21 protein-coding genes are annotated in these 22,194 nt (G+C 66.8%); 15 read left to right on the top strand and 6 right to left on the bottom strand.

Going from position 1 to position 22,194, the window contains the following annotated elements; translation table 11 throughout:
- Nucleotides 1–23 precede the first annotated feature (23 nt).
- Nucleotides 24–1,199 carry an efflux RND transporter periplasmic adaptor subunit gene (locus D779_RS02805; RefSeq protein WP_043749129.1) on the bottom strand — a complete coding sequence of 392 codons (1,176 nt, stop codon included), beginning with the start codon at nt 1,197–1,199 and terminating at the stop codon, nt 24–26.
- A 169-nt stretch (nt 1,200–1,368) separates the two neighbouring features.
- Here D779_RS02805 and D779_RS02800 point away from each other — a divergent pair, with 169 nt between their 5' ends.
- Entirely contained in the window at nt 1,369–1,980 is a 612-nt protein-coding gene (locus D779_RS02800; RefSeq protein WP_043749124.1) for a TetR/AcrR family transcriptional regulator, read from the top strand.
- 82 nt (nt 1,981–2,062) lie between these two features.
- Here D779_RS02800 and D779_RS02795 read toward each other — a convergent pair whose 3' ends face one another.
- From D779_RS02795 to D779_RS02780, 4 genes are all read right to left on the bottom strand, one after another.
- Entirely contained in the window at nt 2,063–2,749 is a 687-nt protein-coding gene (locus D779_RS02795) for a carboxypeptidase-like regulatory domain-containing protein (protein WP_043749068.1), read from the bottom strand.
- A 60-nt stretch (nt 2,750–2,809) separates the two neighbouring features.
- Nucleotides 2,810–4,282: an RsmB/NOP family class I SAM-dependent RNA methyltransferase gene (locus tag D779_RS02790; RefSeq protein ID WP_052347745.1), complete on the bottom strand. Its 1,473-nt coding sequence runs from the start codon at nt 4,280–4,282 to the stop codon at nt 2,810–2,812.
- Nucleotides 4,283–4,521: 239 nt separating this feature from the next.
- A complete protein-coding gene (locus D779_RS02785) occupies nt 4,522–6,027 on the bottom strand; it encodes a RimK family protein (RefSeq protein WP_043749065.1) in 1,506 nt (501 codons plus the stop codon).
- A complete protein-coding gene (locus tag D779_RS02780; RefSeq protein WP_043749060.1) occupies nt 6,020–7,129 on the bottom strand; it encodes a peptidase C39 family protein in 1,110 nt (369 codons plus the stop codon). The genes D779_RS02785 and D779_RS02780 overlap by 8 nt, the downstream gene beginning before the upstream one ends.
- Nucleotides 7,130–7,275: 146 nt before the next feature.
- On the opposite strand from D779_RS02780, the gene argE reads away from it, so the two are divergent.
- The 14 genes from argE (at nt 7,276) to ureC (ending at nt 21,479) form a co-directional block, all read left to right on the top strand.
- Entirely contained in the window at nt 7,276–8,448 is a 1,173-nt protein-coding gene (gene argE, locus D779_RS02775) for an acetylornithine deacetylase (protein WP_043749057.1), read from the top strand.
- Between the two features lie 272 nt (nt 8,449–8,720).
- Nucleotides 8,721–10,013, top strand: coding sequence for an urea ABC transporter substrate-binding protein (urtA, locus tag D779_RS02770; RefSeq protein ID WP_043749055.1), 1,293 nt, complete (start codon nt 8,721–8,723; stop codon nt 10,011–10,013).
- 203 nt (nt 10,014–10,216) lie between these two features.
- Complete coding sequence (gene urtB / locus D779_RS02765) at nt 10,217–11,857, top strand: urea ABC transporter permease subunit UrtB (protein ID WP_043749052.1); 1,641 nt, start codon at nt 10,217–10,219, stop codon at nt 11,855–11,857.
- A gap of 6 nt (nt 11,858–11,863) precedes the next feature.
- Nucleotides 11,864–12,949 (top strand): urea ABC transporter permease subunit UrtC, encoded by a 1,086-nt coding sequence (gene urtC / locus D779_RS02760; RefSeq protein WP_043749048.1) that lies wholly within the window; start codon nt 11,864–11,866, stop codon nt 12,947–12,949.
- Nucleotides 12,946–13,800, top strand: coding sequence for an urea ABC transporter ATP-binding protein UrtD (gene urtD, locus D779_RS02755; RefSeq protein ID WP_043749045.1), 855 nt, complete (start codon nt 12,946–12,948; stop codon nt 13,798–13,800). Before urtC ends, urtD begins: the two co-directional genes overlap by 4 nt.
- On the top strand, nt 13,784–14,143 hold the full coding sequence (locus D779_RS23255; protein WP_408605990.1) for a type II toxin-antitoxin system TacA family antitoxin: 360 nt from the start codon (nt 13,784–13,786) through the stop codon (nt 14,141–14,143). The genes urtD and D779_RS23255 overlap by 17 nt, the downstream gene beginning before the upstream one ends.
- Complete coding sequence (urtE, locus tag D779_RS02745) at nt 14,121–14,876, top strand: urea ABC transporter ATP-binding subunit UrtE (RefSeq protein WP_232424048.1); 756 nt, start codon at nt 14,121–14,123, stop codon at nt 14,874–14,876. The genes D779_RS23255 and urtE overlap by 23 nt, the downstream gene beginning before the upstream one ends.
- Before the next feature lie 192 nt (nt 14,877–15,068).
- Nucleotides 15,069–16,286: an MFS transporter gene (locus tag D779_RS02740; RefSeq protein WP_043749041.1), complete on the top strand. Its 1,218-nt coding sequence runs from the start codon at nt 15,069–15,071 to the stop codon at nt 16,284–16,286.
- Between the two features lie 102 nt (nt 16,287–16,388).
- Nucleotides 16,389–17,252, top strand: a complete 864-nt coding sequence (locus tag D779_RS02735) for an urease accessory protein UreD (protein ID WP_081763292.1) — start codon at nt 16,389–16,391, stop codon at nt 17,250–17,252.
- Nucleotides 17,253–17,271: 19 nt separating this feature from the next.
- Nucleotides 17,272–17,574, top strand: coding sequence for an urease subunit gamma (gene ureA / locus D779_RS02730; protein ID WP_043749037.1), 303 nt, complete (start codon nt 17,272–17,274; stop codon nt 17,572–17,574).
- 41 nt (nt 17,575–17,615) lie between these two features.
- On the top strand, nt 17,616–17,921 hold the full coding sequence (locus D779_RS02725; RefSeq protein ID WP_043749033.1) for an urease subunit beta: 306 nt from the start codon (nt 17,616–17,618) through the stop codon (nt 17,919–17,921).
- 95 nt (nt 17,922–18,016) lie between these two features.
- Nucleotides 18,017–18,625: a type IV toxin-antitoxin system AbiEi family antitoxin domain-containing protein gene (locus tag D779_RS02720; protein WP_043749032.1), complete on the top strand. Its 609-nt coding sequence runs from the start codon at nt 18,017–18,019 to the stop codon at nt 18,623–18,625.
- Nucleotides 18,622–19,530 (top strand): nucleotidyl transferase AbiEii/AbiGii toxin family protein, encoded by a 909-nt coding sequence (locus tag D779_RS02715; RefSeq protein ID WP_081763291.1) that lies wholly within the window; start codon nt 18,622–18,624, stop codon nt 19,528–19,530. The genes D779_RS02720 and D779_RS02715 overlap by 4 nt, the downstream gene beginning before the upstream one ends.
- A 245-nt stretch (nt 19,531–19,775) precedes the next feature.
- Complete coding sequence (ureC, locus tag D779_RS02710) at nt 19,776–21,479, top strand: urease subunit alpha (RefSeq protein WP_043749029.1); 1,704 nt, start codon at nt 19,776–19,778, stop codon at nt 21,477–21,479.
- 63 nt (nt 21,480–21,542) lie between these two features.
- On the opposite strand, the gene D779_RS02705 is transcribed toward ureC, so the two are convergent.
- Nucleotides 21,543–22,157 (bottom strand): hypothetical protein, encoded by a 615-nt coding sequence (locus D779_RS02705; protein WP_043749027.1) that lies wholly within the window; start codon nt 22,155–22,157, stop codon nt 21,543–21,545.
- Nucleotides 22,158–22,194: the final 37 nt, after the last annotated feature.

Genomic DNA, 22,194 nt, shown 5'->3' with positions numbered 1-22,194 from the left:
CATAGCTGGTAGCTGGCGGCTATTCAGTGTGCGGCGAACTGCGGCTCGTCGGTGCGATCCACGGCCTTGGCCTTGGCGCCGGGCCGCACCATCTGAACGCCGTCGACGATCAGACGGTCGCCGGGCTCCAGGCCAGAGTCGATCAGCCAGCGGCTGCCCATGGCGCGGTTGGTCTCCAGCTCGCGCTGTTCGACGGTCCCGTCCTCGGCCAGCACCAGCGCGGTCGGCTCGCCGCGGCGATTGCGCTGCACGCCCTGTTGGGGCACCAGGATGGCGTCCGGACGCACGCCCTCCTCCACCTTGGCGCGCACGAACATGCCGGGCAGCAGCAGGTGCTCCGGATTGGGGAAGGTCGCGCGCATGGTCACGGCACCGGTCCCCTGATCGACCGTGACCTCGGCGAATTCCAGATGGCCGGCGAGCGGATAGGTCGAACCGTCCTCCAGGATCAGGGTCACCTTGGGCTGATCCCCGTCCGGGCGCTGCAGGCGACCGTCCTCCAGTGCCCTGCGCAGACGCAGCAGCTGGGCGCTGGACTGGGTCAGGTCGACATAGATGGGGTCGAGCTGCTGGACGGTCGCCAGGGCCAGATCCTGATAGGCCGTCACCAGTGCACCCTGGGTCACGGCCGAGCGCCCGATCCGGCCGTCGATGGGCGAGGTCACGCGGGTATAGTCCAGATTGATGCGGGCGCTGACCAGATCCGCCTTATCGACCGCGACACTGGCGATCGCCTCCTTGAGCGCAGCCTCGGCGTCGTCGGAGTCCTCCTGGCTCACGGCGTTGGCCTTGAGCAGATTGGCGTAGCGGTCGGCCTTAAGCCGAGCCCGTTCCAGGGTCGCCTGCGAGCGCGCCAGAGACGCCTTGGCGCTGTCGTAGGTCGCCTGATAGACGGCCGGATCGATCTGATAGAGCACCTCGCCGGCCTGGATCTGGCCGCCCTCGCGGAACTTGCGCTCCTGGATGATGCCGCCGACCTGGGGACGCACCTCGGCGATCTGATAGGGCATGGTGCGCCCCGGCAGTTCGGTGGTCAGCACCGCCGGCCGCGCCTCGACGCGCACCACCCCGACCTCGGGCGTGCCACCGCCCCCCGGGGGACCGGCCGCATGACTCTCTGGACCGCAGCCGACCAGGAAGAGCGATGCCGCGAGCGTGATCGACAGGATCCCCGCTGGCTGATGGATGTCGGACTTCATGATCACCTCGGTCTGGTCTTTTAGAGATTGAACGTTCATTCTAGAATGAACGTTCAATCTAGTTGGCTGGAATCGATGCGTCAACCCTGAAATGCGAATCGATCGATGCCCGTCACGGGATGCGGTCTCCAGCACGGGCCGCACCGACACCAAGATCCGGAGGATGCAGATGCCAAGCTCGCTAGACCCAGCCCTGCCACGCTGCGAGGCCAGAAGACAACAGATCCTGGACGCCGCGGCCGAATGCTTCGCGCGGGAGGGATTCCATGGCACCAGCATCGCCAGACTCTCCAAGGAGGCGGGGATGAGTTCCGGGCACATCTATCATTTCTTCGCCAACAAGGAGACGATCATCGCCGCCCTGATCGAGCGTCGCCTCGAGTGCGCTCAGGAGATGGCACGGCATTTCGAGAGCGCCGAGGATGTCTTCCAGGCGCTGCTCGACCGCGTCGACATCGGGCTGCGCGAGAAGACCGAGCGCGAGTATGCCGCCCTCGAAATGGAGATCTACGCCGAGGCGGCACGCAACCCGGACGTGGCCTCCATCCTGATGGAAGCGGACCGCATCAAGCGGGGGCATCTCGTCAAGGTGTTCCAGAAGGCTCGGCTGTCACGCGCCAGCGAGCACGCGGAGCAATCGTCCAGCGAATCCATGGAGGCCGAGACCGAAATCCTCATGGCGCTCTTCGATGGACTCGCCGCCCGCGCCATCTCGCACCCCGAACTCGACCGCGAGGCGATGGCGCCATTGCTGCGCAAGGTGATGCGCGCCCTGCTCTGAGCGCGGCAAGGCCGTCAATCGCTCTCCATGGATCCCCCGATGGGCGGCGAAGTTCCCACAGACCGCCCGGTACGCCCAATCCTCAGGGCGACCAGTAGAAGGACTGATCCGTCGCCCCGGTGGAGGGCACGGTCACGTCGCGCGTCTGGACGTTTCCGTCGTTCTCGACCGTCAAACGATAATTCCCGGGGGCGAGGCTCGCGTAGAACCAGGGTCCTTGAGATACGGCGGTCAGGAGGGTCGGCCCCGCCGCATCCTCGATCCGCACCTTGACGTCGGCCAGATACTCCCCGGACCCCTGCACCGCGAATAGCAGCCGCAGATTGAACTTGGACCGGATCTCCCGCATCTCCTCGCGCCCGGAGGCCCCGATACCGCCGCTGACATAGGGAACGCCGCCGGCGACCTCCCCTTCCTCGGGCGCGGCGGGGACGCTCGGCGGCAGAGCTTGGGCCGGCATGGAGCCAGTGTCCTCTCCGACGACGGGTGCGGCGGTCTTGGGCAGAATGGCCCCGCCCGGCAGGATGGTACCCGGCGGCAGCGTCACGCCCTCCTGGAGCACGGTGCCCTCGGGAAGGACCGCGTCCTCCGGGATGCGGCTCCCCTCGGGCATGCTGGCTCCCGGCGGAGCGACCGCCCATTCGGAGCGCATCGTCTCGAGCGCCCTGGGCTCGGGGCGCATCTCGGCGGTCTGGGCCTGGACGGCGGACGTCAGGACGCCGAGCAAGGATAGAAGCAGCGACACACGCATTGGATAGACCCGTGACATCTTCGACCTCCATATGGGCCAACAGGACCCGGTGCGAGCGATTGGAGCGGCCCGCCGACCTCAGTCCGCCCCGGCCATGCTGGCGCTCCAGCGGCTCGGAAACTGGCTCTCGATCACGCCCGAGGGGTGCAGGACCGCGATCCCCAGAACATGGCCGCGATAGCGGGCGACCGCCTGACCCGGGGTGCACTGCTCCCATTGATCCGGCGTCGGGGCGAAAGTTTCACGACGCAGATAGGCGTCGCGCTGCGACTCGGAAAGGTCGAGCGCGAATTGCGCGACGTCTCGCCCGAACAGCATGGCCCCGCCCGTGGTCGGCTTGGGCGGACGGGCATTGGTGCGATGGAAGAAGAGCCCGCTGCCGGCCGCCGGGGGCTGGGCCGGGGGCGCATGGTCGGCCGCCATCAGGTGCAGACCGCGACGGGTCTGGCGGTTGACCCGATAGCCCGACCAGTAGTCGTCGGGCAGTCCGTATTTGGACCTCAAGCCCTCAAGCCATTCGGCGCCGTCGGCGTCGTCGAGCGGGGCCGGTTCAGGCTCGGGCTCGGCGGGCGCGGAGGCATCCTTCTCCAGGACGGCGATGAAGAATCCGCCGCTGTCGTTGCGATGCGGCCAGAACCTCAGACTGCGCGCCAGTTCGGGCGCCAGATCGCGCCCGTCCCAATGGGTGACGCCGGGGCTTGTCTCCCAGCCCGGCAACGAGACCTGGAGCAGACGCAAGGTCCCGGGAAATTCGGCCAGGATGTCGGCCACGACCAGCTCGTTCTCTTCGGGCGAGAAGGTGCAGGTCGAATAGACGACCCGCCCGCCCGGCCGGCAACGATGCACCGCCTTGCGCAGCAGCAGCCGCTGGCGCGGCCCGAGCCGCTGGGCGTTCGCCGGATCGAGCCGGGCGAGCAGCGAGGGATTGCGTCTCAGGGTTCCCTCGCTGGAACAGGGTGCGTCGACCAGGATGCGATCGAACTGGCCGCTCGCCGTCGGCCAGTTGGAGGCGTCGCGGCAGGTGGTAGTGACGTTGACCAGGCCCAGGCGGTCCAGATTGCCCTGCAGCGCCTTGATGCGCATGTAGGAGATGTCGTTGGCCACGACCGTGCCGCGATTGCCGAGCGCGAAGGCGATCTGGGCCGTCTTGCCACCGGGCGCCGCGCACATGTCGAGCACCCGCTGACCGGGCTCAAGGTCGAGCAGCTGCGCCGGTAGCTGCGACACCGACTCCTGGGCATGCGCCAGACCGGCGCAGTACCACCAGCGTTGTCCGGTGCGCACACCGGGCGCCAGCGACAGGGCCTGCGGCAGGCCGGGCTGGGGCGAGGACGCTAATCCGTCCTCGGCGATCAGGAGTGCAAGTTCGTCTCGGGAGATCCGGCTGGGGTTGGCCCAGACGCAGGTCGGCAGCGGGCGCCCCAGGGCGGCGGCGAAGGCGTCCCAGTCGTCGATCAGATCGCGATAGCGGGCGAGCGGAGAGGCGGCGATGGCCTCGGGGGTGCAGGAAGCCGCCTCGCTGTTGCGGGCGGATCTGGTGGGTCGTGTCATCGTTCTATGTCGATCCTGGATACGGTCAATAGAACCGCAAAGACGCGAAAGGCGCGAAGAGAAAGGGGAAGCGGATGCATTGAGCGGTATGCCATCGGTGCGCATGGGCGATCGTTCGCCGCCGCTTGCCATGCGGCGCAATACGCTGTCGCTATTGCGCCCTACACTGGCACGCAGGCTGATTGCCATTTCCACAACTTTGCGCCCTTTGCGCCTTTGCGGTTCAAAATTTCTCTCGGTCAGGTCTCGGCCTGGACCCCGCTCTTGCGCTTGCCCTCGCGGCGGCGGTCGAGGCGGGCGACGAATTCGGCGATGAGGCGCGAATAGAGGGCGTCGCCCAGCACCTTGTCCTCGACGTCGGCGTCCAGGCTCGGGTTGTCGTTGACCTCGATCACCACGGGGCCGGAGGGCGTCTCCTTGAGGTCCACGCCGTAGAGACCGTCGCCGATGAGATCGGCCGCGCGCAGGGCGGTCTTGATCACCGCCGAGGGCACGGACTCCACCGGCAGGGTCTCGAAGCCCCCTTCCTCGTGCCCGCCGTCGGCCTCGTGCTTGACGATCTGCCAGTGGTTCCGGCTCATCAGATACTTGCAGGCATAGAAGGGCTTGCGGCCCAGCACACCGATGCGCCAGTCGAAGGGGGTGTAGAGATACTCCTGGGCCAGGATGAGGTCGGACTCCTTGAACAGCTTGGTGGCCGTTCGGGTCAGGGCGGTCCGGTCCTCGGCCTTGAAGACGCCGCGCGAGAAGGATCCCTCGGGGATCTTGAGCACCACCGGGTAGCCGATCCGGGCCTCGGCGTCGAGCAGGTTCTCCTTGCGCAGCACCAGGGTCTTGGGCCTGGGGATGCGGTGGGCGGCCAGCAGCTCGGCCAGATAGACCTTGTTGGTGCAGCGCAGGATGGAGTCCGGATCGTCGATCACCACCATGCCCTCGCTGTCGGCCTTCTTGGCGAAGCGGAAGGTGTGGTGGCCGATGCGGGTGGTCTCGCGGATGAAGAGGGCGTCGTACTCGGCGAGCCTTCCGTAGTCCTTGCGCTGGATGAGCTCGACGTTGACGCCGAGCGCCTTGCCGGCCTTGACGAAACGGGTCAGCGCCTTGGCGTCCGAGGGCGGCAGATCCTCGTCCGGATCGTAGAGGATGGCGAGGTCGTAGCGATAGGAGAGACGCGCCCTCGGCTGACGCCAGCGCTTGGACAGATAGCGCTCCAGGGAGCCGAAGAAGGTCGCCTCGCCCTCCGAAGGAACCGAGGCCAGGGGCAGCGCCTTGATGGCGCCGATGCGCCAGGTCCCCTGCAGCCGGAACTCCACCTTGAGGATGGGACAGCGGAAGGTTTCGAAGATGAGGCTGGCGAGCGACTGCAGCTCCTTGACGTCGCAATGACCGAAGCAGATGGTCAGCTCGTAGGCGGTCGGGACCAGGGCCGAGGTCTTGCGCCGCGCCAACAGCCGCTGGGCCAGCGCGTCCAGCTCCTCGGTCGCCAAGCCGTAGAGCTCGCGGCTGGAGAGCTCCTGCATGGTGCGCACGCTGGGGATGACCTTGTGTCCGCGCGCCTCGGCGAGCAGGGAGCAGTAGTAGCCGACCGAGAGATAGCGGTAGCTGCGGCAGAGATTGATGACCCGAAGGTCGCGCTTGGCCGCCAGCTCGCCGCCGGCAAGATAGTCCCGCGCCGTCACCACCGGAAGACGCGGAAAGCCGGGCTTCCAGTCGCCCTGCTGTTCGACCAGGAGCAGATGCTCAGCCATGACGCTCGCGTCCCTCGGGCTCGTGGACCAGGACCACGGCCTGCAGCCCGACCCGGCCATAGCGGGCCATGCGGCTGAATTCGTCGCGTTGTATCGGCATGTCCATGGAGTCCAGGGAGGTCTCTCCGTTGTCGTAGTCGACATAGGGGTCGTGGACGTAGACGAAGTGCTCGTCGAAGCCCGTGACCACGACCCAGTGGGGGAATTTTTCCTGATAGATGCGGTAGGAACTGATGAGCACCAGGGGCACGGCACCGCCGTCCCAGCGCCTCTGCAGGTCCTCGATGCCGAGCGTCTCGTAGTTGATGGGGATCCCGAGCCCGCCCGCCTCGGCCAGCATGTCCTCCTGGACCAGGCGCATCACTTCTTTCTTCTCCGGGCTGCGCACCGAGTCCACCAGCAGCACGCCCGTGTCGTTGACGAAGACCTCGACCGCGAAGCCGCGATGATGGGCCGCCAGGGCCAGTCCGAGCGGCCCGCAGCCGCCGTGCCCCGAGGTCATGAAGATGGTGGTCGATTCGCGCCAGATGCGCAGCTCCAGGGTGCGATTGAGCTCCAGCGAGGGCCGCAGCGCCTGCATCGCCATCATCAGCGAGGAGGGTCCGCAGGTGAAGTCCAGGGTCTGCTCGTAGAAGGGCACCCGTTTCAGCTCGGCCTGAAGGCCGGGGGAGAGGGTCTTCTCGTAGCGCAGCGCCTCCATGTGGTCCTCGTAATAGTCCGAGAGGACCCCGAAACGCCGGTAGCCGGCGCCCTCGAACAGCGCCTGGGAGGCCAGGTTGTCGCGCCGGATCTCCAGGCGCAGATAGGCGCGGTCCTCTTCCCAGGCGGCCTCCTCGGCGGCCTTCACCAGCATGCGGCCGACACCCCGGCCCCGCGCCTGCTCGGAGACCGCGATCGAATAGATGCGGGCCACCGAGGTCGCGCGGCTGAACAGCAGCAGGACGTAACCGAGCAGCGCGCCGTCCGCCTCGGCGATCAGGGTGCGGGCGCGTCCCCGGGTCAGCAGATAGCGGAACTGGCGCCGATTGATGCGGTCGGTCTCGAAACAGGCGTTCTCGAGCCGGAGCAGGGCGCCGAGATCGCTCAGCACGGCGGGACGCACGAGCGGATCGCACTGAGTCGACGAGAGGGATCGAGCGATGGAAGGGGGCGGCACTGGCGACGGACCGGACAGAGGAATAAGCTGGGAGCAATCTACAGAGCGGCCGTCAAAATGCAAGCCGGCCAGCGCAAGAGACCCATACCACCATGACCGATCAGGCACCGCCACTCGTCACCATGCTCGCCGAGCTCGTCGGCACGCTCTCGGTCAGCAGCGTCACCCCCGATTTCGATTGCAGCAACCGCCCGCTCGTCGAGCTGCTGGCCGGCTGGCTGGAGTCGGCCGGATTCCGCGCCGAGATCCTCCCCATCCCGGGCCATCCGGACAAGTTCAACCTGCTCGGCACGCTGGGCAGCGGGCCGGGCGGCCTGGTGCTGTCAGGACACACGGACACGGTCCCCTTCGACGCCCCGCTCTGGAGCCACGACCCGCTCGCGCTGACCGAGGCCGACGGCCGTTACTACGGACTCGGGATCGCGGACATGAAGTCCTTCTTCGCCCTGGCCCTGGAGGCGGCGCGGGGGCTCTCGGCCAAGGATCTCGACCGCCCGCTCATGATCCTGGCCACGGCGGACGAGGAGTCGGCCATGCACGGGGCGCGCGCGCTGGTCGCCGCCGGACGGCCGCTCGGCCGCCATGCGGTCATCGGCGAGCCCACTGGGCTGCGTCCGGTGCGGATGCACAAGGGCGTCATGGGCGAGTCGGTGCGGCTGATCGGGCGCAGCGGCCATGCCAGCGACCCGAGCCTGGGCAACAACGCCCTGGAAGGCATGCATCAGGTGCTGGCCTCGGTGCTGGCGATGCGCGAGGCGCTGCAGCGCGACCACCACCACCCGGCCTTCAAGGTGCCCCATCCCACGATCAATCTGGGCCACATCCACGGCGGCGACAACCCGAACCGCATCTGCGGCGAATGCGAGCTGCATCTCGACCTGCGGGTGCTGCCGGGACAGGACCCGGCCGATCTGCGCGCCGAACTGGCGCGCCGGGTGGCCGAGGTGGGTGATCGGCGCGGCCTCCAATGGTCGGTCGAGCCGCTGTTCGAGGCCATCCCGCCCGCCGAGACCCCGGCCGACGCGGACATCGTCCGGGCCTGCGAGGCGCTGACCGGACACGCCGCCGAAGCGGTCAATTTCGGCACCGAGGCCCCCTTCCTCAACCAGCTGGGGATGGACACCCTGGTGCTCGGCCCGGGCGACATCGCCCAGGCCCACCAGCCGGACGAGTATCTGGCGCTCGATCGCATCGATCCCATGCTGGGCATCCTGCGCTCATTGATCCAGCGATTCTGCATGTCCCACCCCAAGGCACCAGACTGACCCCGAGAGCCGAATCCGCCCCCGGACTCCACCCAGACCTGGATCTCCGACACCCAAGAGTCCCAATTTGGTGCGCATCCAATAACCGATCGCACCATAATCGCCCAGCAGCCATTCCACCCGGCACCCATAGAGGGCAATCGAATCCCCTCGAGTGCGGATATGCCGACATTCCCCCACCAAGCCGAACGAAACCCGAAAAACTGGCACGCCACCTGCTTAAGGCATTCGAGACCATGCGCTCGAACCCATCCAGCAGGAGATATGCGTCCATGTCGATAACCAAGTCTCGCGCCTCGGCCGCCGTCCTGGCCGCCGCACTCTCGATCGGTTTCGCGTCGATGGCCTCGGCCGCCGACACCATCAAGGTGGGAATACTGCATTCGCTCTCGGGCACCATGGCCATCAGCGAGACCACGCTGAAGGACACCATGCTGATGCTGATCGACGAGCAGAACGAGAAGGGCGGGCTGCTCGGCAAGAAGCTGGAGCCCGTGGTGGTGGATCCGGCCTCCAACTGGCCGCTGTTCGCCGAAAAGGCGCGCGAGCTGTTGGCGAAGGACAAGGTCGCGGCCGTCTTCGGCTGCTGGACCTCGGTCTCGCGCAAATCGGTACTGCCGGTGTTCGAGGAGCTGAACGGCCTGCTCTTCTATCCGGTGCAGTACGAGGGCGAGGAGTCCTCCAAGAACGTCTTCTACACCGGCGCCGCGCCCAACCAGCAGGCGATCCCGGCGGTCGACTATCTGATGAACGACCTGGGCGTGGAACGCTGGGTCCTGGCGGGCACGGACTATGTCTATCCGCGCACCACCAACAAGATCCTGGAGGCCTATCTCAAGGCCAAGGGCGTCTCGGACGCGGACATCATGCTCAACTACACGCCATTCGGTCATTCCGATTGGCAGAGCATCGTCTCGGATATCAAGAAATTCGGCTCCACCGGCAAGAAGACCGCCGTGGTCTCGACCATCAACGGCGACGCCAACGTGCCCTTCTACAAGGAGCTGGGCAACCAGGGCATCTCCTCCGAGGATATCCCTGTGGTCGCCTTCTCGGTGGGCGAAGAGGAGCTTTCGGGCATCGACACCGGCCCGCTGGTCGGCCATCTCGCGGCCTGGAACTATTTCATGAGCGTCGATACGCCCGAGAACGAGGCATTCATCGACACCTGGCACGACTTCATCAAGGACGACAAGCGCGTCACCAACGACCCCATGGAGGCCCATTACATCGGCTTCAATCTCTGGGTGAAGGCGGTCGAGAAGGCCGGCAGCACCGATCCCGACAAGGTGGCCGAAGCCATCATCGGGCTGGAGACGCCCAACCTGACCGGCGGCAAGGCGGTGATGCTCAAGAACCATCACATCACCAAGCCGGTGCTGATCGGCGAGATCCAGGACGACGGCCAGTTCGCCGTGGTCTGGGAGACCGAGGAAGAGGTGCCCGGAGACGCCTGGTCCGACTATCTGCCGGGCAGCAAGGACATCGTCGCCGACTGGACGCCGCCAATCTCCTGCGGCAACTACAACCGCGTCACCAAGAAGTGCTCCGGTCAGAACTACTGATCCCGTAGCACGACCGATCCGAATCCGGCCGACCGGCCGGACCGGGACGGACCGAGTCACGGGTCGCGCTGTCATGCAATCCAGCGTGTCCCTGGGTGGGCTGGCGCCGGTTCTCCGCCCGGCGCCGAGCTCCTCAACCATCCCGCAACCCAACACATCCATGACCGAGCCCCGGCGACCGGGACGCGGTCCGAGGGCCCGCTATGCCAGTCAGATGTCTCAGCCGCGGCGGCGGAACCGGCGGATGGCGAGCCGGCCTGATCGCCGGACTCCTGCTGATCGCCCTGATTCCGACCGCCTTCGCCGATCCGGCCGACTTTCAGCGGGGCGCCGCGCTGATCGCCGAGAACCGGTTCGCCAGCCTCGAGGAGGGCGTGGCGCTCGTCGCCGCCAGCGGCGATCCCCAGGCACGCAAGCTGCTTCTGGCGCTGCAGGGGAGCGATCTCTATCTGCGCAAGTCCGACCGGACCCTGGTCGTCGCGGCCAGAGGCACGGACGGCTACGATCTCCTCGACCCACTCACCGGAGAGCCGGCCGGAAGCGTCGCCTCCAAGCGCGAGCTCAAACGCGTCCGCATCAACAACCGACTGCGCAGCCAGCTGCGTTCGGCCATCGCCGGACTGGATCTCTCGCACCCGGATCCGGCGGTCCGTCTGTCGGGCGTCACCGAGATGATCGCCAATCTGGACGCCGAGGGTCTGGATCTGCTGCGCGCACGCATGCCGAACGAACCGGACGCGGAGGTGCGCGAGGCCATGACCACCGCGATCGCGCTCGGCGATCTGGAGAGCCCGGACCCCGAGGCCCGGATCGCCTCGCTGGCCGAACTGAAAGGCACCCTGCATCCGGCCGTGCGCGGCTCCATCCGGCGCCTGATCGACACCGACCCGGACCCCGAGGTGCGCCAGGCCGCGCAGCGGGCGACGGACAGCATCGAATTCAAGCTCCAGCTCTACAGCCTGGCCGAGACCCTCTTCTTCGGCCTCAGCCTGGGATCGGTCCTGGTCCTGGCGGCGATCGGGCTGGCCATCACCTTCGGCGTCATGGGGGTCATCAACATGGCCCACGGCGAGCTCATCATGCTCGGCGCCTATACCACCTACATCGTCCAGCAGCTGATGCCGGATCACATCGGGGCCTCCGTCCTGATCGCCGTCCCGGCGGCCTTCCTCGTCTCGGGGGCGGTCGGCATCCTCATCGAACGGGGCGTGATCCGCTTCCTCTACGGCCGGCCGCTCGAGACCCTGCTCGCGACCTTCGGCATCAGCCTGGTGCTGCAGCAGCTGGTGCGCACCCTCATCTCGCCCCAGAACGTGCCGGTCGCCAATCCGGAGTGGATGTCGGGCGCCTGGCAGATCAACAGCGTCCTCTCCCTGACCATGAACCGCATGGTCATCATCGCCTTCTGTCTGATCGTCTTCGCCGCGCTCTATCTGGTGATGCGCAGAACGGCGCTGGGTCTGCAGGTGCGTGCGGTATCCCAGAACCGCGCCATGGCGCGGGCCATGGGGGTGCGCTCGGCGCGGGTCGACGCCCTGACCTTCGGTCTGGGATCCGGGATCGCGGGCGTCGCCGGCGTGGCGCTCAGCCAGCTCACCAACGTGGGACCCAATCTGGGGCAGAGCTACATCATCGACTCCTTCATGGTGGTGGTCTTCGGCGGGGTCGGGAATCTCTGGGGGACCCTGGTCGCGGGCATGTCGCTCGGCGTCGTCAACAAGTTCCTGGAGCCCTGGGCCGGGGCCGTGCTGGCCAAAATCCTGGTCCTGGTCTTCATTATCCTCTTCATCCAGAAACGCCCGCGCGGACTCTTCCCGCAGAAGGGCCGGGCGGCGGAGGCCTGACCGACCATGCGACTCGAGGCACTGCATCTGGATCGCGGCGGCCGGATCTTCCTGGCCCTGCTGGCGGTCACGACCCTCCTGGTCCCCATCCTCAACCTGGCGGTCCCCGCGGACAGCCCGCTGCATGTCTCCACCTACACGGTGACCCTGCTCGGCAAGTATCTGACCTATGCCCTGCTGGCCGTCGCGGTGGACCTGGTGTGGGGCTATCTCGGCATCCTCAGCCTGGGACACGGCGCCTTCTTCGCCCTCGGCGGCTATGCCATGGGCATGTATCTGATGCTCCAGATCGGCGACCGCGGCGTCTACGGCAACCCGGATCTGCCGGACTTCATGGTCTTCCTCAACTGGCACGAGCTGCCCTGGTTCTGGCACGGCTTCGACATGTTCTGGTTCGCCGCCCTCATGGTGATCCTGGTGCCCGGGACCCTGGCCTTCGTCTTCGGCTGGCTCACCTTCCGCTCGCGCGTCACCGGGGTCTATCTGTCCATCATCACCCAGGCCCTGACCTACGCCCTGATGCTGGCCTTCTTCCGCAACGAGATGGGATTCGGCGGCAACAACGGCCTGACCGACTTCAAGGATCTGCTGGGATTCGATCTGCAATCGGACGCGACCCGGATCGGGCTCTTCATCGCCAGCGCGCTGGCACTCGCCGGCGGCTATCTGGCCTGCCGCTATCTGGTCAACTCCAAACTGGGACGGGTCGCCGTCGCCATCCGCGACGCCGAGAGCCGCACCCGCTTCATCGGCTACCGGGTCGAGCAGGTGAAGCTCTGGATCTTCACCTTCTCGGCCGTGCTCGCCGGGATCGCCGGGGCGCTCTACGTGCCTCAGGTCGGCATCATCAACCCGGGCGAATTCTCGCCGCTCAACTCGATCGAGATCGTGGTCTGGGTCGCCATCGGCGGGCGCGCCACGCTCTACGGCGCGGTGCTGGGCGCATTGCTGGTCAACTACGGCAAGACCTATCTCACCGGGGTCATGCCGGACGCCTGGCTGTTCGCCCTGGGCGGGCTCTTCGTGCTGGTGACCCTCTTCCTGCCGCAGGGCATCGCCGGCCTGATGCGCCGCAAGGAGGTCCAGGCATGAAGACGCTCGACAGACTGCGCCAAGGTCTCCTCCGCAATCGGGCCTGGGACCTGACGCGCCCCGACCTCAGCCTGGAGCTGAACACCAGCCACGGCACGCTCCTCTATCTGGAGGACATCTCGGTCAGCTTCGACGGCTTCCGCGCCATCGACGGGCTCAATCTCTACATCGACGCGGGCGAGCTGCGCTGCATCATCGGGCCGAACGGCGCCGGCAAGACGACCATGATGGACATCATCACCGGCAAGACGCGGCCCGACACGGGCACCGCCTGGTTCGGCCAGACCATCGACCTGCTGCGTCTGTCCGAACCCGAGATCGCCAGCGTCGGCATCGGACGCAAGTTCCAGAAACCCAGCGTCTTCGAGCCGCTCACGGTGTTCGAGAACCTGGAGCTGGCCATGGCCGCCGACAAGCGCGTCTGGCCGACCCTGAGGGCGCGCATCACCCCCGAGCAGCGGACCCGCATCGAGGAGGTGCTGGAGACCATCGGTCTGCAGGAGCATCGAACCCGGCGCGCCGGCGCGCTCTCGCACGGCCAGAAGCAGTGGCTGGAGATCGGCATGCTGCTGATGCAGGCCCCGCACCTGCTGCTGGTCGACGAGCCGGTCGCCGGCATGACCCACCAGGAGATGGACCGCACCGCCGAGCTCCTGACCTCGCTCGCCGGCAAACACTCGGTGGTGGTCGTGGAGCACGACATGGACTTCGTGCGCTCCATCGCCAACAAGGTCACGGTGCTACATCAGGGCCGCGTACTCGCCGAAGGCACCATGGACGAGGTCCAGAACGACCCTCGTGTGATCGAGGTGTATCTGGGCGGCGAGGACGTGCATGGCCCCATGGCCTGACGCCCCCCTTGCCTATCCGGAAGCGAGAATCAAACAATGTCAATACAGCATCCCAGGCCGCACCTGCACCAGGTATCCCAGCATGCCCACAGCGGAAGACACCGGAACGAACGGCCAGACGCTGAACCAGCGTATCAGGCCCGAGGAAAGTCGCATGATCGATCAGAGACTCCTTCGGGCCGAGCCCGATGCCTTCGCTGCCTTCCGAGCGCGTCTCGACGCCCCTCCAGCGCCAAACGAGCGTCTGCTCAAGACCTTATCGACCCCCGCCCCCTGGGACCAGAGCACAGGTGCCAAGGCATCCAACGCGGTCATTCCTCATGACAAGCGATCCAATAGCTGAAAGGGCAGCCCCCGATGACAGGGCCAAGGACGCCATGCTCCTGAGCATGCAGGGGCTCAACCAGTTCTACGGCGAGAGCCACACGCTCTGGGACCTGGACCTCGAGGTTCCCGAGGGCCGATGTACCTGCATCATGGGCCGCAACGGGGTGGGCAAGACGACCCTGCTCCAGTGCATCATGGGGCTGCTGCCGGTGGCGTCCGGCCGCATCGCCTATCGCGGGCAGGATCTGCTGCGGCTGTCGGCGGAGAGACGCGCCGAACTGGGGATCGGCTACGTCCCCCAGGGACGCCAGATCTTCCCGCTGCTCACGGTCGAGGAGAATCTGCGTATCGGTCTCGGGGCACGGCCGGACGGCCGGCGCCGGATCCCGGAGGAGATCTTCGCCCTCTTCCCGGTCCTCGAGCAGATGCTCGGCCGGCGCGGCGGCGACCTCTCGGGCGGACAGCAGCAGCAGCTCGCCATCGGCCGCGCACTCGCGATCGACCCCAAGCTGCTGATCCTCGACGAGCCGACAGAGGGCATCCAGCCCAACATCGTGCACGAGATCGGGGACATCATCCGCCGGCTCAATCGCGAGATGGGTCTGACCGTCGTCCTGGTGGAGCAGAAGCTGCCGTTCGCGCGCCGCGTCGCCGACCGCTTCTGCATCCTGGACCGCGGCCGGGCCGTGGCGAACGGACCCATGGAAGGACTCGACGAAGGACTGGTCCGCGAATACCTGACGGTCTGACCCGAGCCGGGCACGGGAACGGGGTTTCCGCGCGCATCTTGCACCAGGCCCTTCTGGCCCTCCATCCGCATCCCCATCTTCCGCAGCGAGCCCATCCGGGTCGATCCGACCGATCATGTGCGGCGTGACCGCAATGGCAACCCGGCGGATACCCGGCCCGGAACACACCACCCGCAGACGAGGGAGCCTCCCATGCCAGATGCCCAGCCTCGGACAGGTTCCTCGAACGGACTCGCGATCTATCTCGGTGTCCTGCAGTTCCTGCTGCTGCTCACCTGGACCGTTTATGCGGTCTATCTACCCGGACTGCTGGAGTCGGTCGGCATCGCCCGCAGCTGGACCGGCTGGATCCTGCTCGCCGACCAGGCGCTCTTCGCCTGCTTCGACGTGGCGGTCGGCTTCCTGGCGGACCGGGCCTTCCGGCTCTACGCCCGGATCGGGCACTGGGTGCTGGGCTTCACGGCCATCTCCTGTGCGGCCTTCCTGGCCCTGCCGCTGCTGCCCGGAGCCGATGCGGGTCCGGCGCTCTTTCTCGGCGTCACGGCCGTCTGGGTGATCGCCTCGGCCGCTCTGCGCTCGCCGCTGTTCGCCCTGCTCGCCCGTCATGCCGCCACCCCGGCCGTTCCCCGGCTGGCCGGCCTGGCGCTGATCGGGATGGGGCTGGCGGCGGCCGTCTCGCCCTATCTGGGCACCCTCCTGGCCGAGATGGATCCGCGCCTGCCATTCGCCCTCTCCAGCCTGACCCTGCTCGCCGTCTGCTCCGGCATCCTGGTCGCCGAGCGCCGCGCCCCAGCCGAACCGGCACCCGAGACCGAACCGCCGCGCCCCCTGCCCGCCTGGGGCTGGATCCCGGCACTGCTTCTGGCATCGCTCGCCTTCCAGATCGGCGTCTTCATCAACGCCGGCCCCCGCTATCTGCGCGAGGTCGACCCGAGCGCCCTGCCCTGGCTGATGCCCGTCTTCTGGGTCGCCTTCAGCCTGCTGGTCTTCGCCGCCGGCAAGCTCGGCGCACGCTGGGGCGCCCCCCGGGTCTTCATCGCCGGCTGTCTGGCCGGCGCGACCGGCCTGGCCCTGACGACGCTCGACGGACTCGGCGCGGCGGTCGGCGGCTATGCGCTCGCCGGGCTCGGCTGGGGCAGCGCGCTGCCGAGCGCCTTCGGCCTGGCGGCCGAGTCCGGACGCCCAGGACGGACCGCGACCTTCACCGGACTGCTGTTCGCGACGCTGGCCGCGGCCGCCTTCCTGCGCATCGGGCTCAACCTCAGCGGTCTGCCGAGCCGGACCGAGCTCACGGCACTGGTGACGGTGGGACCGGCACTGGTCTGGCTGCTGGGCGGACTCCTGATCCTGGCGCTGATCCGGCTGATCCGGACTCGGCGGCAGCCGGGAACCGGCTCGATCCGGGCATGAGCCGCCCAGGTCCGGTCCCGTCATCCCCCTTGACCGTTCCGGGAATTGTGCAGACCATCGGAGCCAAGCGATCCCCGTCACCCGACAGACCGACCAACGCCCGTGACCCATCCGCTCAGCATCGATACCCATCCGAGCGAGGCAGCAGACGCGGCCCCCATGGGCTGGGAGGCCCGACTCTCGCTCGGATTCGCCCGTCGCGGCGCACGCACCGTACTGGCCAAACGGAGTGCGCGCGGTCCATTGACGGTCCAGCGTCCCTTCTATCCGGAGGGCGACCTCTGCCATCTCTACCTGCTCCATCCGCCCGGCGGACTGGTCGGCGGCGACCGGCTCGAGGTGGAACTGGATCTCGACCCCGGATCCTCGGCCATGATCACCACGCCGGGCGCGGCCAAGTTCTACCGCAGTCTGGGACCCCGCGCCGAGCAGCATCAGCGTCTGCGGATCCGGGACGCCGGCCTCGAATGGCTGCCGCAGGAGAACATCCTCTTCCCCGGATGCAACGCGCACCTGAGCACCCGGGTCGAGCTGCATGGAGACGCCCGCTTCATCGGCTGGGAGATCCAGTGTCTGGGCCTGCCGAGCAACGGAGAGCGGCTGGATCCCGGCCGTGCCAGCCTACAATTGCGCATCGAACGCGACGGACGTCCGCTGCTCTGGGATCGGCTGAACATCGAGGATGCGAACGACCTGGACGGCCCCAGCGGTCTGCGCGGCATGCCCGTCACCGCAACCCTGATCGCAACCGGCGCCGACAACGACGTCCTGAGACTGGCCCGAGAGACCCTGGTGCCGGACCCGGACACCCTGATCGGCATCACCCGCATCGAGGACCTGCTGATCGTGCGCGCACTGGGGCTCGCCAGCGACCGGGTCCGCAACCGACTGACCGCCATCTGGGCAGGCATTCGCCAGCCGCTGCTCGGCCGCCCGGCCCAGGCGCCGCGCATCTGGGCCACCTGACACAGCACGAGGATCGACCATGGAACTCACCCCACGCGAGAAAGACAAGCTGCTGCTCTTCACCGCCGCCCTGCTGGCCGAGCGGCGCAGGGACAGGGGCCTCAAGCTCAACTATCCGGAGGCCATGGCCTTCATCAGCGCCGCCATCCTGGAGGGCGCGCGCGACGGCCGGAGCGTCGCCGAGCTGATGGACTACGGGCGCACCCTGCTGACGCGGGATGAGGTGATGGAGGGCGTGCCCGAGATGATCCACGAGGTCCAGGTCGAGGCGACCTTCCCCGACGGCACCAAGCTGGTCACGGTGCACGAGCCGATCGTCTGACGCATGCGGATCAACCGAATTCAGTTCCAGTGGAGACAACCATGATTCCAGGCGAAGTCGTGGCCGCACCCGGCGAGATCGAGATCAACGCCGGACGCGACACCATCATGCTGCGCGTCGAGAACAGCGGCGACCGGCCGATCCAGGTCGGCTCGCACTATCACTTCTACGAGACCAACCCGGCACTCCGCTTCGACCGCGAGAAGGCGCGCGGCTACCGGCTCAACATCCCGGCGGGCACGGCGGTCCGCTTCGAGCCGGGCCAGGGCCGAGACGTCGAGCTCGTCACCTATGCCGGTGACCGCGAGGTCTACGGCTTCAACGCCAAGGTGATGGGTCATTTGTAGTCATGTGAGCCAAGTACAGATGATCGTCACCGGCAGATGTTCCAAAATGTCATAAAATATAGATATCTATATCAGAATCGGAACACTCTCCCAGTATGACCACCCAGGATTCCATCCTTGCCCTTGCCCAGGACCGGGGACTCATCCGCCCTATCGATCTGGATGCTCATGGTCTGCCGAGGGTATCCCTGACGCGGCTGGTCCGTCAGGGTCGCCTGGAGCGGGTCGGACGTGGGCTGTATGCGCTGCCGGATCGGCCGGTGTCGGAGCACTCGGCCTTGGCCGAGGTCGCTCGCAAGCATCCGCGGAGCCTTGTTTGTCTCCTGTCGGCGCTGCGTTTCCATGAGCTGACGACCCAGGCTCCCTTCGAGGTTTGGCTTGGCGTCCCGGGCCAGTCGCGTGCCCCGAGACCGGACTATCCCCCGCTGCGTATCGTGCGCCTCTCGGAGGCGGGCATGACCGAGGGGGTCGATGAATACGAGATCGAGGGTGTGCCCGTGCGAATCACGAACGTGGCTCGAACCGTGGCGGACTGCTTCAAATACCGCAACAAGATTGGTCTGGATGTCGCGTTGGAGGCGCTGAAGGAGACCCTGGGTCAGCCAGGGGGCAGCCGTCGCGCGAGCATCGACGAACTGTGGCGCTATGCCCGGCTGAATCGGGTTGCCAACGTCATGCGGCCGTACCTGGAGAGCCTGGCATGAGTGGACCCGACATCGGCGCATCGATCCGAGCCCGTCTGCTGAAGAAGGCGAAGGCCGAGGGCCAGGACTTCAACCTGATCCTGACTCGGTACGCACTGGAGCGGCTTCTGTACCGCCTGGGTTCCTCGGCACATGCCGAGCGTTTCCTGCTCAAGGGCGCCCTGCTGTTCGATCTCTGGTTCGACATTCCCCATCGCCCGACGCGCGATGCCGACCTGCTGGGTTTTGGTTCCGCCGAGGTCTCGGCCCTGGAGACCCTCTTCACCGAGCTCTGCACCCTCCCTGGCGAACCCGACGACGGCATCCGCTTTCAGCCCGAAACGGTCTCGGCCAGCGAGATCCGCAAGGAGGCCAACTACGGAGGCATCCGCATTACCCTGGTTGGGCGGCTCGCCGGCGCCCGCTGCCCGGTGCAGATCGACGTGGGTTTTGGCGACGCGGTTACCCCGCCCCCCGAACTGGTCGACTATCCGACCATGCTGCCGGATCTGCCCGCCCCTCGGCTTCGAGCCTACCCGCGCTACACGGTCATCGCCGAGAAGCTGGAGGCGCTGACGTCCCTCGGCATCGCCAACAGTCGCATGAAGGACTATTTCGATCTCTGGGTACTGGCGACCCATTCGGAGTTCGAGGGTGCCATCTTGACCCAGGCGATCCGAGCGACATTCGACCGACGGGCCACGCCGATCCCTGCCGGCATGCCCTTCGGTTTGTCGGAGGAATTCGCGTCGGACGGCCAGAAACAGATCCAATGGCGCGCCTTCCTCGGAAAGAACGCACTGGAGCCGATCGAGCTGGATGTCGTGCTGTCGCTGCTCCGGCAGTTCTTCGGCGCACCTTTGAGTGCCGCAGTTTCGGGAGAAGGATGGTCGTCCTCATGGAGGAGCGGAGCAGGTTGGAAGTGACGCGGATCCGGTACGGGTCCATTCATCACTGATCGGAGATGAACATGAGTAGCCGCATCCTGGACGAGGTTCGCGCGATTCGCGACCAACACGCATCCAGCCTGGATCGCATCTACGCCGACCTCAGACTCGAGAGACCGAGCAAGGGCTGCAACGCAGGCGTTTCGATGTCTGCTGACCCAAGCCCGCCGAGCGGGCGGGCTGATCGACAACCCCTCTATCAACGCAAATCTGGACACTGAGCAATGGCAAAGATCGGCCGGCAGGCCTATGCGGAGATGTACGGCCCGACGACGGGCGACCGGGTGCGGCTCGCGGATTCGGATCTCTGGATCCAGGTCGAGCGCGATTACACGGTCTATGGGGACGAGGTCAAGTTCGGCGGCGGCAAGGTCATCCGCGACGGCATGGGACAGTCCCAGCGGATCGCGGACGAGGTGGTCGACGTCGTCATCACCAACGCACTCATCCTCGACCATTGGGGCGTGGTCAAGGCCGACATCGGCATCAAGAACGGACGCATCACCGGGATCGGCAAGGCCGGCAATCCGGACACCCAGGCCGGGGTCGACATCGTCATCGGTCCGGGCACCGAGGCCATCGCCGGTGAGGGCCAGATCCTCACGCCGGGCGGAATCGACTCGCACATCCATTTCATCTGTCCGCAGCAGGTCGAGGACGCCCTCATGTCCGGCGTCACCACCATGCTCGGCGGCGGCACGGGTCCCGCGACCGGCACCAACGCCACCACCTGCACGCCGGGCCCATGGAACATCCACCGCATGCTCCAGGCCGCCGACGCCCTGCCCATGAACCTGGGCTTTCTCGGCAAAGGCAACGCCAGTCTGCCGCAAGCGCTGGAGGAACAGGTCCGCGCCGGTGCCATCGGGCTCAAGCTGCACGAGGACTGGGGCACCACGCCGGCCGCCATCGACTGCTGTCTCGACGTCGCCGAGCGGATGGACGTCCAGGTCGCCATCCACACCGACACCCTCAACGAGTCCGGCTTCGTCGAGCACAGCATGGCCGCCTTCAAGGGCCGCACCATCCACACCTACCACACCGAAGGCGCCGGCGGCGGCCATGCACCGGACATCATCAAGGCCTGCGGCGAGCCCAACGTCCTGCCCTCCTCGACCAATCCGACCCGACCCTATACGGTCAACACGGTCGACGAGCACCTGGACATGCTCATGGTCTGCCATCACCTGGACCCGAGCATCGCCGAGGACGTGGCCTTCGCCGAGTCGCGCATCCGCCGCGAGACCATCGCCGCCGAGGACATCCTCCACGACCTGGGTGCCTTCTCGATGATCGCATCCGATTCGCAGGCCATGGGCCGGGTCGGCGAGGTCATCACCCGCACCTGGCAGACCGCCCACAAGATGAAGGTCCAGCGCGGCAGCCTGAAGGGCGACCCGGCCGAGCACGACAACCTGCGCGCCCGGCGCTACATCGCCAAATACAGCATCAACCCGGCCATCGCCCACGGCATCGCCCACGAGGTCGGCTCGGTCGAGGTCGGCAAGCTCGCCGACCTGGTGCTCTGGAAGCCGGCCTTCTTCGGCGCCAAGCCGAGCCTCATCATCAAGGGCGGCATGATCGTGGGCGCGCCCATGGGGGATCCCAACGCCTCCATCCCGACGCCTCAGCCGGTGCACTACCGGCCCATGTTCGGCGCGCTCGGCGGCGCGCGCACGGCGACCCGCATGACCTTCCTGTCGCAGTCGGCCGTGGCGACCGGCGTGCAGGACGCCATCGGTCTGCAGAGCCGGATCGGCGTCGTCAAGGGCTGCCGAGACCTCAAGAAGAAGGACATGGTGCTGAACGACTACCTGCCCCGGATCGAGGTCGATCCCCAGACCTACCAGGTCCGCGCCGACGGCGAGCTGCTGGTCTGCGAACCGGCGACCGTCCTGCCGATGGCGCAGCGGTATTTTCTGTTCTGAGCTACCCGCTGCCAGCGAGATTGTATGGCTGGAGGCTGGCAGCTGAAGGCTGGAAGCTGCCTCTCACGACTGCAGCACAGGCTCTTCCTGCCATTGCTTGCGCAGACTCGGCAGGGCCTCGCGATAGCCGTCGGCATCGCCGTAATCGACGAAATGGGGCGTGCGCGGATGGGGATCCATGGTGCGCCGGGCATGCTTGATGGGACACCAGAACTGCTCGGTGCGGGCGGAGACCTCGCGGGCGTACTCCAGGACCTGATTGCCGTATCCGCAGTAGACGCAGTTGAGCTTCTCGATCAGGTTGAGATAGGGCAGGCGGTGACGGTCGATGATCAGATAGTCCGAGCGCCTGACCAGGGGGATGCCGTAGACCCGGAAGCAGACGTTCTGATAGAGGGTGATCGACAGGTCCAGGATCGCGAAGGGCAGGATCATGCCGTAGATGACGGGTGCGGTCAGGATGAAGGCGATCGGCGCATCCCTGATATAACGCCACAGGCCGATGCGCCGCTGCCGATGCAAACGCCGCACGTTGCGCTCGAAGACGACCTTGCCGCGCCGCAGTTCGTAGCGGAAGCGATCGCGCCCCTCTTCGAGCATGCGATCGCGCTCCCGATCGAACTCCCGCTGCGTCTCGCGCAGACGTCTCAGGATGTCCTCGAGCACCAGATTGGACATGTGATTGCCTCTTGAATCGTGAAATTGGAATGGAGAT

The sequence above is a fragment of the Imhoffiella purpurea genome, from assembly GCF_000585215.1.
In the GTDB taxonomy this organism is placed as follows: Bacteria; Pseudomonadota; Gammaproteobacteria; order Chromatiales; family Chromatiaceae; genus Imhoffiella; species Imhoffiella purpurea.
Note: the sequence above shows the minus strand (reverse complement) of the source record. Positions and strands in the feature narration are given on the sequence as shown.